Here is a 12,403-nt window from a genome sequence, read left to right as displayed (position 1 = left end):
GTCCCGGCCCGTCGTCCGCACCCTTACTCGCGCGCCGCGCGCACCCCGAAGGAGACCACCATGAGCAGCACCGTCCGCCACCCGCTCCCCGGCCGTCCCGTCCGCGTCGTGGCGACGGCGCTCGGGGCGGCCGCCCTGGTCGTGCTGGTCCCGGGCAGCGCCCAGGCCCACGTCGGGATGACGGCCGATAGCACGGCGGCGGGCTCCCACGCCCTGCTCACGCTCGCCGTCCCGCACGGCTGCGAGGGCTCGCCGACGACCAGGATCTCGGTGCAGGTCCCGGCCGGGATCGACGACGTCGTGCCGGCCGTCAACCCCGGCTGGCAGGTGCGCAAGGTCGAGGAGAAGCTCGACCCACCGGTCACCGCCGACGACGGCGACCAGATCACGAGCCGGGTGGCCGAGGTCGTCTGGACGGCTCGCCGGCCGCTGCCGGACGGCTTCCGCGACAGCCTGTCGCTGCAGGTCGCGCTGCCCGCCGAGGCGGCGGGGCAGCAGCTGGCGTTCCCGACGCTGCAGACCTGCGTCGAGGGCGAGACCGCATGGACGCAGGTCCCGGCCGCCGGCCAGGACCACGACGACCTCGACCACCCGGCACCGGTGGTGCTCGTGACGGCCGCCGAGCCGGACGACCACGGGGCGGCCGGCGGCTCGGGCGACCACCACGCCGGCGCGGCCGACGCGGACCTGTCGACGGGCTCCGGCGCCGGCGCGGAGGTGACCGCCGCCCGGCCGACCGGGACCTCGTGGACGGGTCCCGCGGGCCTGGCGCTCGGGGCCCTCGGGCTGGCGGCGGGTTCGGCTGCGCTGTGGTCCTCCCGGCGGGCGCCCGCACGGGCCCCGCGGTCCTGAGGTGCGCACCCACCACCGCCGCGTGGGTCCGGCCGCCCGTCGTCGTCCCCTGCGGCGCCGCCTGGCCGCCCTGCTGGTGCTGGCCGCGTTCCTCGCCCTCGGCACCGCGCTGCCCGCCGACGCTCACGCGGGGCTGGCCAGCTCCGACCCGGCAGCCGGGTCGGTCCTCGACGTGGCCCCCAGCGCCGTACGGCTGAGCTTCACCGAGCCGGTCGACCCGGTCGAGGGCGGCTTCGCCCTCTACACGAGCGAGGGCCGCTACCGCCCGGGCGGCGACGGTTCGCTGTCCGCGGTCGCGCTGGACACCGTCGTGACGGTCGACCTGCCAGCCGACCTGCCGCGCGGCAGCTACCTGCTGGGCTGGCGGGTCGTCTCCCCGGACTCGCACCCCGTGAGCGGCGTGCTCGCGTTCGCGGTCGGCGAGACGTCCGCGGCGCCGACGGCTCCGCCCGACGCCGACTCCTCGTCGGACCCGGTGCGGGGCGCCCTGGTGCTCGTCCAGGTCCTGGCGTACGTGGGTCTGCTGGGGGCGGTGGGTCTCCGCGTCTTCGACCTGCTGCTACGCGGGCCCCGCGGGCGTGACGCCCGCGCCGGCCTCGCGCGCGGCGCACTCGTGCTCGCGGTCGTGTCGTCCGCCCTCGTCGCCGGCCTGGGAGCGGTCCGCGACCGGGCCGGGACGTTGCCGGAGCTGGCCTCGCCCGGCACCTGGAGCCGGGCTGCGGCGAGCCCGGCCGCCGTGGCACTCGGCCTGGTGGTGGGTGGAGGTGTGCTGCTGCTCGTGGGCGAGCGCGCGCACGGTCGAGCCGCCCGGGTCGCCACCCTCGTCGGCGCGCTGGTGGCCGTGGGCGCCGTGCTCCCGGGCGGCCACACCCGGACGACGCATCCTCTCTGGCTCATGAACGTGCTCGACCTGGTGCACGCGTCGGCGGCGGCGGTCTGGTTCGGCGGGCTCCTCGGGCTGGTCCTGCACCTCCGCCGTTCCCGGCGGACGGGTACGGACCCGGTGGAGGTCGCCGCCGTCGTCGTGCGGTTCTCCGCCCTGGCCGGGGTGCTGGTGGTGCTCCTCGGGATCAGCGGTGCCGCCATGGGTGTGCTGGTGCTGGACGCGCCGCGGTCGCTGTGGGCCACGACGTACGGGCGCGCCCTGGCGACCAAGCTGGCGGTCGTCGGCGTCGTGGCGGTGCTCGCGGTGTGGAACAAGGTGCACCTCCTGCGTGTGGTCGGGCGCCGTCCCGACGACGAGAGCCGGTGGCGCCGGCTCCGTTCGGCGGTGGTCGACGAGGCGGTGCTCCTCGTCGTGGTCCTGGCGGTCACCGGCCTGCTGACCATGCAGGACCCAGGGGCGCCGGAGGGCGCCCGCCCGGCGGCGACGTCGTCGGCCTCGAGCACGCAGCGGCTCCCGCTCGGGACGGGCAGCGTGCAGGTCAGGCTGGCGCCGGCCCGGGTGGGGGCGAACGGCGTCGAGCTGAGCCTGCGCGACGCCGATGGTGCGCCGCTCGCGACGGAGGCGATGCCGACCGTGTCGGCGCGTCTCGCCGACGGCTCCCTGGGTCCGCTGCCGGCCCGGGTGACGCGTCTGGAGGGCGCCGGCCGCTACCGGGCCGACGTGACCCTGCCCGAGGCGGGACGCTGGCAGGTCCAGGTGTCGGTGCGGACCGACCGCTACAGCGAACCGACCGCCCTGCTCGCCGTCGACGTGGCCCGCTGAGGACCAGGGCGCAGGATCAGGACCTCGACGACCCGGAGGTCTCGGCCGTGGTCGCCGGGAGGACGGCCCGCACGGTGGTCCCGTGGTCCGGGGTCGTCGTCACGGTGAGGCGCCCACCGAGGGCGTCGACGCGGTCCGCCAGCAGCCGCAGCCCGAGGTGGCCCTCGCCGCGCCGGTCCAGCCGGTCGGGGGCGATGCCCCGTCCGTCGTCGCTGATCTCCAGCTCCACGGTGGGACCGCCGCCGGGGCGGGCCGGGTCGACGAGACCCAGCCGGACCGACACCGTCCCCGCACCGGCGTGCTTGGTCACGTTGACCAACGACTCCCGGGCCACCCGGTAGAGCGCGGTGGCGGTGTCGGTGTCCAGCGGTCCCACCGGGGACACGTCGAGGGTCACGTCCAGGCCCTCGGTCCGCAGCTCGGAGGCGAGGGCGGTGACCGTGTCGCCGAGGTCGGCGCTGCCCAGGTCGGGCGGGTAGAGGTCGGTCATCAGCGTGCGCAGGCTCTCGATGGACCGCTGCAGCGCCTCCTGGGCCCGCGTCATGAGCGCGGTCTCGCGCTCGGGGGCCCCTGGCGTGAGAGCGCCGAGGACGTAGCTGATGGCGGCCAGGTCCTGGATCGGACCGTCGTGCAGGTCGGCGGCGAACCGGACGCGCTCGCGGTCCGACGCCGTCAGGGCCTGCTCGAGCAGCCGGGCCCGGTCGTGCTCGTGGCTCTGCAGGCGGCGTGCGAGCGACAGCACGATCGGGACCTGGATGAGCTGGAGGAGCAGCAGCGGCACCAGGACCAGCGGCAGCGTCTGGGACAGCAGGCTGTTCGCGACCTCGTCGACGCGCTGGTAGTCGTAGTACGCCTCGAAGGCCATCGGCGGCCGCCCGTCCAGCCGCAGCGGGACGTACACCTCGACGTAGCGGGCGTCGTCCGCACGCGGGTCCACGGCACCGCCGGACGCCGCGTCCGCCTCGGGTGCGTCGTCCTCGAAGGCGGAGACGATGCGGCCGTCGATCGCGGCGAGCACGTCGGGGGAGAGCGGCGCCCTGGTCCCCACCTCCCCGGGCTTGTCGCTGTAGAGCACCAGGCCGTCCCTCGACCACACGACCACCTCCGTCAGGTACCCGTCGGCCATGCGGTTGCGCACGGCCTGCTCGAGCGTCCTGACGCCCTCGGCGTCCCCCTCGAGGTAGCCGGCCAGCAGAGGTCCGACCACGAGGTCGGCCAGCCGCTGCGTCATCCGCTCCGAGTCGTCCAACGCCTGGGACTGCGCCACCGACCTGCTCGCGAACGCCGCCCCGAGGCCGATCGCGAGCATCGCGACGAGGCCGAAGCCGATGACCACCACCAGCTCGCGACGCGCACCGGAGCGGACCGTGCGCGACCCCGCCCGCCGCCGCGGCATCACGGTGCGATCAGTCGGAGCTCACGTGCTCGGTTGACCGCCGCGATCCGGCTGCTGACCTGCAGGGTCGCGTAGACGGACTTGATGTAGCTCCGGCACGTGTGGACGGTGATCCCCATGACCTTCGCGATGCTCTTGACCTCGAGGCCCTGCGCGATGTAGCCCAGCACCTCGCGCTCGCGAGCGGTCAGGCCGTGGTCCTCGGGAGGATCCTGGTGCGCCGACCCGCGGGCGGACGGAGCGACCTGCATCGTGCCCGGCCGGGCGCCCTTGAGCAGCGAGATCATCTCGGCCAGGGAGCCGTCCTTGGGGATGAAGGCCGAGGCGCCGGCGCGTGCCGCGCGGACCACCCACTCGCGGTCCTGGTGGGCCGTCACCACGGCCACGGCGGTCTCCGGGCTCGCGAGCCGGACCGCGCGGGTGGCGGCGAGGCCGTCGGTGCCCGGCATCTGGATGTCCATCACGACGACGGAGGGCCGTAACCGTCTGACCTTCTCCACGGCTTCGTCCGCGTCCGACGCGGTGCCGACGCACCGCATCCCGTCGACGTAGTCCAAAGACGCCGCCAGCAGATCGGCGAAGCACTGGTGGTCGTCCACGACCAGCACCGTCGTCTCGGTCGATTCCTTCTGAGCCTCGCCCGCCTGCTCGACGCAGCCGTGAACTGGTGACATCGTTCCCCCCCGAGCTCGTGTCGCCCATCAAGATAGGGCAGTTCTCGCGGCCGTGGGAGTGACTGAGGTCAGCGATTCCGAGCGGGCGCGAGGCCGGTCGGAGGGGGCGGCGGAGCGAGGTCGAACTCGGTGTCCGAGGGCGCTGGCCTCGCGGCGGGCGGTGGTCCGGTCAACGCGCCGAGTCGGCTTCGGCGCCCTGCGGGCCCGGCCACCGGCGCGGCGCGGCGCGGCATCGTTCCGCTGGCTCCCGAGGTCGCCGCCGCCGTCGACCGCTCCCTCCGGGTCGGCATGACTCACCGGCTCGCCGCCTCGCCGCGCCCGGCTGCGGCGCCCGCTCAGCCGAACGACCAGCGCTGGGCTTCGGAACCGTTGCAGGCGTAGATCTGCAGCTGGACCTTGTTCTTGGCGGCGCTGTGCGGGATGTCGAGGCACCGGCCGGAGCCGGCGTTGACCAGGGAGCCGTTCTCTCCGATGGTCCAGTCTTGGGCGTCAGTGCCGTTGCAGCCCCAGAGCTGGACCTTGGTCTTGTTCTTCGTCCCGCTCTTCTTGACGTCGAGGCACTTGCCGAGGGAGCGGAACGTGGTGCCGTCGTGGGCCCAGGCCTGCGCCTTGGTCTGGTTGCAGGTGTACAGCTGGACGGCGGTGCCGTTTTTCGTCCTGCTCTTGCGAACGTCGACGCACTTTCCCATGCCCGTGATGGCGTGAGAGACGGGCTGCGCCACGGCGGTGCCGTGGACGCTGATCAGGTGGGCACCCTTCCCGTCGTTGCCAGTGATCGAGTAGGTGCCGTCGAACGAGCCGACCCGGGTCGGGCGGAAGGTGACGGACTGGTGGATGACGTCACCGGGCTCGATCTGCTGGCCTTCGGAGACGGGATCGGGCACCTGGAAGGGCGCCGTCGGAGGAGCTGCCTTGGTGAGGGTCAGGAGCAGGTTGCCGGTGTTCGTGATGTCGAAGGTCTTCGTCGCCGTCGTCCCGAGGGGCACCGAGCCGAACTGGACGGCGCCGGGGGTGATGTTCAGCCGCGACACCCCCGTGACCGACGTCCCCTCGATCGGCAGGCTGACGTCACCGGTGGAGGACCTGACCACGAGCGTGCTCTTGAACGTGCCCGCCCGGGACGGTTCGAAGGTGATCGGCACCGACACCGAGCCGCCGGCCTCCAGCGTCGTGCCCGTCGCGGTGAGCGCGTCGGTGCTGAAGGGTGCCTTCGGCCTGGTCGCACCCGTGATGGTGGTGCTCGTCGAGCCGCTGTTGGTGATGCTGGCGTCGAGGGTCACGGTGCCGCCCGACGGCACCTCGCCGAAGTCCAGGGTCGAGGGGTCGGAGAGCAGGCCGTCCTTGGTCCCGGCTCCGTGCAGGTCGAAGGCGAAGGTCCCCGTCGTGGTCACGAAGGCGAGCGCGCCGGAGTCCGAACCCGCGGCCTTCGGCCGGTAGGTGACCGGGACCGTCAGGGACCGGCCGGCCTTGAGGGTCACCGGCAGCTTGACCTTGCCGGTCGAGAAGGGGGCCTTGGTCTTGATCTTGGTGAGCTTCACCTTCCGCTTCGCGGTCACCGTGACCTGCTTGGTCACGCTCTTCTTGACCGCGACCATCCCGAAGTCGGTGGGCGTGCTCGCCAGCGCGGTCGTCGACGGACGGCCGAAGCCGTAGACCTGACCCGAGCGGTTCGCGACGTACACGCGCCCGCCGGTGGTCGCGGGGACGGCGAACTTGGTGGCCGTGCCGATGGGAGCCGAGTACCGCAGCTTCAGTCGACCCTTGACCGGCACGGCGTCGTACGCGCGCAGCTGGCCGCCGTCGCCGGTCGGTCCCTCGCTGAAGACGACCCAGACGAGCGCGGAGCCCGCGTTCGTCCCGGTGGAGGTCACCATCGGGGAGCCGGAGGTGTAGCCGAACCGCGCGGAGCTCGTGCCGACACGGCTGAGCGACGGCTTGCCGGAGCCCGAGACGCTCAGCTTGAACGCCGACAACGGTCCGCGGTTGTTGGTCATGTACACGTACCCGCTACCACCACCCCAGAACGACGGGTAGCCCCAGACGCCGTGCAGCGGGCCGATGCTCTGGAGCACGTCGTCCTTCCTGCCCGACCGCTGGCCGTTGCCGCCCAGGTCGTCACGGTCGAGCAGGAAGACGCGTCCTTCCTTGCCGACCTGGACGAGGAGGTGCGGGTGGTCCTTGGTGCCGTACCCGTCGGGGATGGCGAGGGGCCCACCGGAGCCGAGGTCGGAGTCGTCGGTGTCGAGGTGGGTGTTGTTGACCGGGGAGAAGAAGTCGGTCGCCTTGAGCGTGCGGTTCTTCTGGACCGTCACGCGGACGACGGACTCGGCGAGCTGGTGCGGCGGCTTCTTGCCCGGTCGCGGCGACGGCGAGACCCCGTTGCCGGTGGCGAACAGGATCTGGCCCTTCCCGTCGGAGACGAGCCCGCCCCCGGACTGCCAGATGCCTGCGCCCGCCTTCGAGCTGCCGGTCTCGGTCGCGAACATCGCCGTGCGCTTGCCGGTCGTGGCGTCCACGCCGACGACGTAGCCGACGTAGGGCTGCTTGTCGCAGTGGCTCGCGAAGCCCGCGTAGACCACGCCGTCGAGGAGCAGGAGGCCGGGCCGCTGCATGGCGGTCCTGGGGTTGAAGTCGAGGTCCTCGTCGTTGTCGGCGGAGCCCTTGATGGTGGTCGGGAAGCCGGCCCGCTCCTTGCCGTTCGTGATGTCGACCGCGTGCAGGTACCAGTGCGGGTGGTCGCCGTCCTTGCCGTCGTCCACCTTGGCGGTGAAGTACGCCGTCCCCGTCGCGGGGTCGACGACCGGGGTCGAGGTGATCCCGACGGTGGGGACCAGGTCGCCGCAGCCGATGTTCGACGCAGCCCACTCGGGCTCGACGTCACGCTTCCACCTGATGGCGCCCGTGACCGGGTCCAGCCCGTAGGCCTTGTCCTTCTCGGTCACCGCGAGCAGCACGCCCTTCGCGACGACGGGCTGGGCGTAGATCTGCCCGTCCAGCTTGGTCGCGAAGAGCTGACCGAAGTCGGGTGCGGACGCGTCCGCCGGGGTCAGGCCGGGCTCGTGGGAGTCCCACCCGGTGCGCAGGTTGTCGACGGACACCGTCGTCACGTCGGCCGCCGCAGGCGATGCAGGCGACAGCCCGGCGGAGGCGAGCGCTGCGAGCAGCATCCCGGCCAGCAGCCTGGTCGGCTTCAGGAGGGCGAAGGGCACGACGATGCTCCCAACGGTGACGAGTCCACGAGCGCCGGACCTGGCGCTGGCCCATCGTCGACGCCGACAGGGGGATCCGGCCCTCCATCCGACGACGTCCCGGAAGAACATCTGGACACGGTTGCGTGAACGTCCAGCCCCCGACCGTGCTGCAGGTCCTGATGTCCAGGCGCCCTCGGTGTTCGACCAGCTCAGTTCTCGACGCCACGGCGACGCGTCGGACTACCTCGGCGGGCGGAGCACAGCTCGGCGAAGTCGCCGCGGCAGGGTGGCCAGGCGTGGGCGACGCGGTCCTCGACGACCGTCGCCCCGGGCGGTGCGCCCTTCGCCGCCTGAGGTGAGGAGTTCCCTCTCACGCCGGATCGAAGACGAGCTGCGTCGGCCGCTGGAGGGGGAGCGACGGGGCGACCACGGCGTCGGCGTCGGCGTCGTAGAGCAGGAGGCCGTCGGCGCTGGTGACGGCCAGCCACCGGTCGGACAGCCACGCGAGGTCGGCGGGCCGGCTTCCCACCGGGATCGTGCGGCGGACCACGCCTGGTGCCGTCGTTCCGGTGATGCGCACCTCGAACGCGCCGGCCTGGTCCGAGCCTGAGGCGGCGAGGAACCGGCTTCCGGGCGACAGCGCCTCGGGGTCGAGGGCAGCGCTGACCCAGTCGACGCTCGGCGCCTCGGACGGGCCGAGAGCGGTCGTGCGGCCGGACGCACGGTCGTGCAGCTCGAGGGTGCAGGACCCGGCTGCGCAGGCGGCCACGACCAGCCCGTCGGGCCCGACCCCGATCAGGGAGGTGCCGACGACCTCACCGTCGGCGTCGGGGGAGGCGACCCGCACCCCCGAACGGTCGACGTCGAGCAGGCCGCCGGCGCCGTCGGGGACCGCGAGGCCGCGCACCCGGAGCCGCGGTCCCGGCGCGCCGTCGTCGCCCGCCCGGACCCAGGTCGCGCCCACCGACGGCCTCCAGTCCTGCCGCGTCCTGGTCCACACGTCTCCGCCCGAGGCGGGCAGGACCGACTCGGCCGAGCGCACCCGGCCCGCCGTCTGCCCCAGCAGACCCCCGGGGAACCAGATCCGCGTCCTCGGCCGGCCCTCGGCGGAGGAGACGAGGACCCCGGGCGCCATGGCGGTGAGGAGCGCCTGATCGGGATCGACGGGATGGAGCCCGAGCGGCTGCACGAGGCCGCCGGCCACGTCGATGCCGTAGACCTCGTCGCCGGCGACGAGGTAGAGGGTCCCCGACGGGAGGCCTCGACCGGCCGGCCAGGGCGTGGTCGCCGGGGTCGGAGGGGCCGTGGGCGGCGCCGTGGCGCCCGGGGGTCTCACGGCGTCCGGCGCCTGGTCCTGCGCGGAGTGCAGCCGTACCACCAGGAGACCCCCGAAGAGCGCGACCACGACGAGCAGGACCCACCAGGACGGGCGGCGGCGGGCGCCTCCGACCTCGAGGTGCTCGGGTCCGGTCACCCGCCGAGTATCGACGAAGCCCGCGCGGCGGCACCTGCACCCGGCGGCATCCGCGGTCCGCCGTTGTCGAGGTCGGCGTGCGACGGCCCACGCACCGGTCCGGGTAGCGTCGCGGGCGTGAGGGAGATCCCGACGGTGGCCGGCGTGCGATGACCCGCGTCGAGCTCGCGTACGGGCGCGGCCAGCTCGAGGTCGAGCTCGCGGCGCCGGCCGAGGTCACCGTGTTCCGCAAGGCCGCGCTCCCGCCGCTGCCCGACCCGGCGGCCGCGGTGACCACGGCCCTGATGCAGCCCGTCGGGTCGGCGCCGCTCGCCGAGCTGGCCCGCGACCGTCGCAGCGCCTGCATCGTCATCTGCGACATCACCCGGCCGGTGCCCAACGGGTTGTTCCTGCGGCCGATGATCGAGACCCTGGTCAGGGCGGGCCTGGCCCTCGAGAGCATCACGGTGCTCGTCGCCACGGGGCTGCACCGGCCCAACGTGGGTGCGGAGCTGGCCGAGCTGGTCGGTGACGCGTGGGTGCTCGAGCACGTGCGCGTCGAGAACCACGACGCGCGCGACGAGACGCAGCTCGTCGACCTGGGTCGGACGCCGACCCGCGGCACGCCGGTCACGCTCGCCCGGCGGTTCGTCGAGGCCGACCTGCGCATCGTGACCGGCCTGGTCGAGCCGCACTTCATGGCGGGCTGGTCGGGCGGGCGCAAGGTCGTCGCCCCCGGGGTCGCCGGGCACCGCACGATCCGCACGTTCCACTCGTACGCGTTCATGGCCGACCCGTTCGCGACCCAGTGCAACCTCGTCGACAACCCGCTCCACGAGGAGCAGCTGCAGATCGTGGCCATGGTGGGGGAGACGTATGCGCTCAACACCGTCCTCGACGAGGACCGGCGGCTGCTGCAGGTGACGTTCGGCGAGGTCGTCGCGTCCCACGCGGCGGCCGTGACCTTCGCCGAGGGCGCGTCGAAGGTCTCCTCGCCGCGACGGTTCGGCACGGTGCTCACCTCGGCCGGGGGCTACCCGCTCGACAAGACCTACTACCAGACGGTGAAGTCGATGGTGACGCCGCTGGACGTGCTGACCCCGGGCGGGACGCTCGTCGTCGCCTCCGAGTGCTCCGAGGGCTTCGGGTCGCCCGAGTTCGCCGACGCCCAGGCCCGGCTGCTCCGGCTGGGCCCGGCGGCCTTCCTGGCCGAGCTCGGGGGCAAGGCCCTCGCCGACGTGGACGAGTGGCAGACCCAGATGCAGCTGCGCTCGCAGGTCGTCGGGCGCGTCGAGCTCTTCTGCTCAGGGCTCGACGCCGCGCAGCGTCGGTCGACCGGAGTCGAGCCCGCCGCCGACCTCGCGGCCGCCGTCGCCGCCAGCATCCGCCGGACCGGGGACCCGCACGTGGCCGTCGTCCCGGACGGGCCGTACACCGTCCCCGTGCACGTCCCCTGAGCCGGATGATTCCGGCCCGTCGCTCGGGCTCGACCGCGGGCGAGCGGGCTACGCGGTGGGCTCGGGCTGGAAGAGGCGGGTGTCGTAGTAGGTCGCGAAGCGCGTGACCAGGCCCTGCTCGCCGACGTCGAGGAGGCTCGCGCCCCGGTAGGTGATGTCGCGCCCGCCGGCGAGGCGGGCCTCGCTCGTCCACTCGAGCACGCCGACCGCGCCGTCCTGCACGCGGCTGAAGGTCGAGCGGACCTGCTCGAACGTCGTGAGGTACTCCGACCAGAAGGTCCGGGCACCGTCGTGGCCCTGGAGCTCCTGGCCCGTCTCCGGCCGCAGCAGCACCACGTCGGGGGAGAAGGCGGCCGCGACGAAGGCGTCGACGTCCCGGTCCCGCTCGAAGGTGGTCAGGCGGTCGGCGAAGTCCTGCGCGGGTCCGGTCATGGTCGTCTCCTGGGGTGTCGTACGCGGCAGGTGCGCGCGCGGTGGGGCGGTGCGGGGCGGTGCCGGGGAGGTCCGGACGTCGGCGCGCGGCGTCCGTCCCGGCCCCCAGCCTTCCCGCCGGCCGCGCTGCGCCGATGCGCCGGGCGCCTCCCGTGCCCTCACCGCAGCAGGACTGACGCCGAGTCGTCACACGACAGCACCCGGCTGGGTCTCGCCCCGGCGCGGTCCTTCCGTGAGACTGGTGCCGATCTCACGGACAGCGGAGAAAGGAATGCTCATGGCAGAACCTCAGCTCGGCGCGCGTCTCGGTGCCGAGGCCCTCGGAACCTTTGGCCTGGTGTTCGGCGGTTGCGGCAGTGCGGTGCTGGCCGCGAAGTTCCTCACCGACGACGGGGTCCAGCTCGGCATCGGCTTCGTCGGTGTCGCGCTGGCGTTCGGGTTGACGGTGCTGACCGGGGCGTACGCGTTCGGTCACGTGTCGGGTGGCCACTTCAACCCGGCGGTGACGATCGGGCTGGCGGTGGCGAAGCGGTTCGCGTGGAAGGGTGTGCTGCCCTACGTCGTCACCCAGGTCGTGGCCGGGACGCTGGCGGCGTTGGTGCTGTTCGTGATCGCCAGCGGCAAGGCGGGGTTCAGCGCGAGCGAGAGCGGGTTCGCCTCGAACGGGTACGGCGCGCACTCCCCGGGTGGGTACGGGTTGGGGGCGGCGTTGCTGTGCGAGATCGTGATGACGGCGGCGTTCTTGTACGTGATCTTGGGGGCGACCGACGACCGGGCGCCGAAGGGGTTCGCGCCGATCGCGATCGGGTTGGCGTTGACGTTGATCCACCTGATCTCGATCCCGGTGACGAACACGTCGGTGAACCCGGCGCGCTCGATCGCGGTGGCGTGGTTCGCCGGTGGTGCGGCGTTGTCGCAGCTGTGGTTGTTCATCGTCGCGCCGATCGTCGGCGCGGTCATCGCCGGCGCCAGCTACGCCACCATCACCGGCGCCCGGCCGAGCGCGGTCGACGTCGGCGTCGCGAACAACCCGCAGGTCGGCACGGCCGAGAAGGCCTGACCCGCGCTCCTCACGGTGCACGCACCAGGGCGCTCCCTGAGCCTGTCGAAGGGCCTCGAAGAGGTCGGCGTCCTTGGGTGGGGCACGACGCCAACCCGTTCCGGGCCCTTCGACGAGCTCAGGGAGCGTTCTCGCCCTTCGACGAGCTCGGGGAGCGTTCTCGCCCTTCGACGAGCTCGG

General features: G+C 73.4%; 9 protein-coding genes. 4 read left to right on the top strand and 5 right to left on the bottom strand.

All coding sequences use genetic code 11. The annotated features are described in order from the left end of the window. The first annotated feature begins 60 nt into the window (after positions 1 to 60). Complete coding sequence (locus tag BMY04_RS14470) at positions 61 to 852, top strand: YcnI family copper-binding membrane protein (RefSeq protein WP_091182150.1); 792 nt, start codon at positions 61 to 63, stop codon at positions 850 to 852. 1 nt (position 853) lies between these two features. Continuing rightward, positions 854 to 2,560: a copper resistance CopC/CopD family protein gene (locus BMY04_RS14465; protein WP_091182146.1), complete on the top strand. Its 1,707-nt coding sequence runs from the start codon at positions 854 to 856 to the stop codon at positions 2,558 to 2,560. 16 nt (positions 2,561 to 2,576) lie between these two features. Here BMY04_RS14465 and BMY04_RS14460 read toward each other — a convergent pair whose 3' ends face one another. The 4 genes from BMY04_RS14460 to BMY04_RS22815 all read right to left on the bottom strand — a co-directional run bounded on the left by BMY04_RS14460 (position 2,577) and on the right by BMY04_RS22815 (position 9,295). Continuing rightward, positions 2,577 to 3,956: a sensor histidine kinase gene (locus tag BMY04_RS14460; protein ID WP_232506421.1), complete on the bottom strand. Its 1,380-nt coding sequence runs from the start codon at positions 3,954 to 3,956 to the stop codon at positions 2,577 to 2,579. After that, positions 3,956 to 4,555 (bottom strand): response regulator transcription factor, encoded by a 600-nt coding sequence (locus BMY04_RS14455; RefSeq protein WP_170854154.1) that lies wholly within the window; start codon positions 4,553 to 4,555, stop codon positions 3,956 to 3,958. The genes BMY04_RS14460 and BMY04_RS14455 overlap by 1 nt, the downstream gene beginning before the upstream one ends. 410 nt (positions 4,556 to 4,965) lie before the next feature. After that, complete coding sequence (locus tag BMY04_RS14450; protein WP_170854153.1) at positions 4,966 to 7,839, bottom strand: choice-of-anchor D domain-containing protein; 2,874 nt, start codon at positions 7,837 to 7,839, stop codon at positions 4,966 to 4,968. A 352-nt stretch (positions 7,840 to 8,191) separates the two neighbouring features. Next, a complete protein-coding gene (locus BMY04_RS22815; RefSeq protein ID WP_091182130.1) occupies positions 8,192 to 9,295 on the bottom strand; it encodes a WD40 repeat domain-containing protein in 1,104 nt (367 codons plus the stop codon). Between the two features lie 149 nt (positions 9,296 to 9,444). On the opposite strand from BMY04_RS22815, the gene BMY04_RS14440 reads away from it, so the two are divergent. Then, entirely contained in the window at positions 9,445 to 10,731 is a 1,287-nt protein-coding gene (locus tag BMY04_RS14440) for a nickel-dependent lactate racemase family protein (RefSeq protein ID WP_091182127.1), read from the top strand. A gap of 48 nt (positions 10,732 to 10,779) precedes the next feature. On the opposite strand, the gene BMY04_RS14435 is transcribed toward BMY04_RS14440, so the two are convergent. Then, positions 10,780 to 11,163 carry a nuclear transport factor 2 family protein gene (locus BMY04_RS14435; RefSeq protein WP_091182124.1) on the bottom strand — a complete coding sequence of 128 codons (384 nt, stop codon included), beginning with the start codon at positions 11,161 to 11,163 and terminating at the stop codon, positions 10,780 to 10,782. A 277-nt stretch (positions 11,164 to 11,440) separates the two neighbouring features. Between BMY04_RS14435 and aqpZ the strand changes: the two genes are divergently transcribed. Then, positions 11,441 to 12,223 (top strand): aquaporin Z, encoded by a 783-nt coding sequence (gene aqpZ / locus BMY04_RS14430; protein ID WP_091182499.1) that lies wholly within the window; start codon positions 11,441 to 11,443, stop codon positions 12,221 to 12,223. Positions 12,224 to 12,403: the final 180 nt, after the last annotated feature.

This window comes from Microlunatus flavus (assembly GCF_900110855.1).
Lineage (GTDB): Bacteria > Actinomycetota > Actinomycetes > Propionibacteriales > Propionibacteriaceae > Microlunatus > Microlunatus flavus.
The sequence above is the reverse complement of the archived record's forward strand: the minus strand, read 5'-3'. Positions and strand labels throughout refer to the sequence as shown.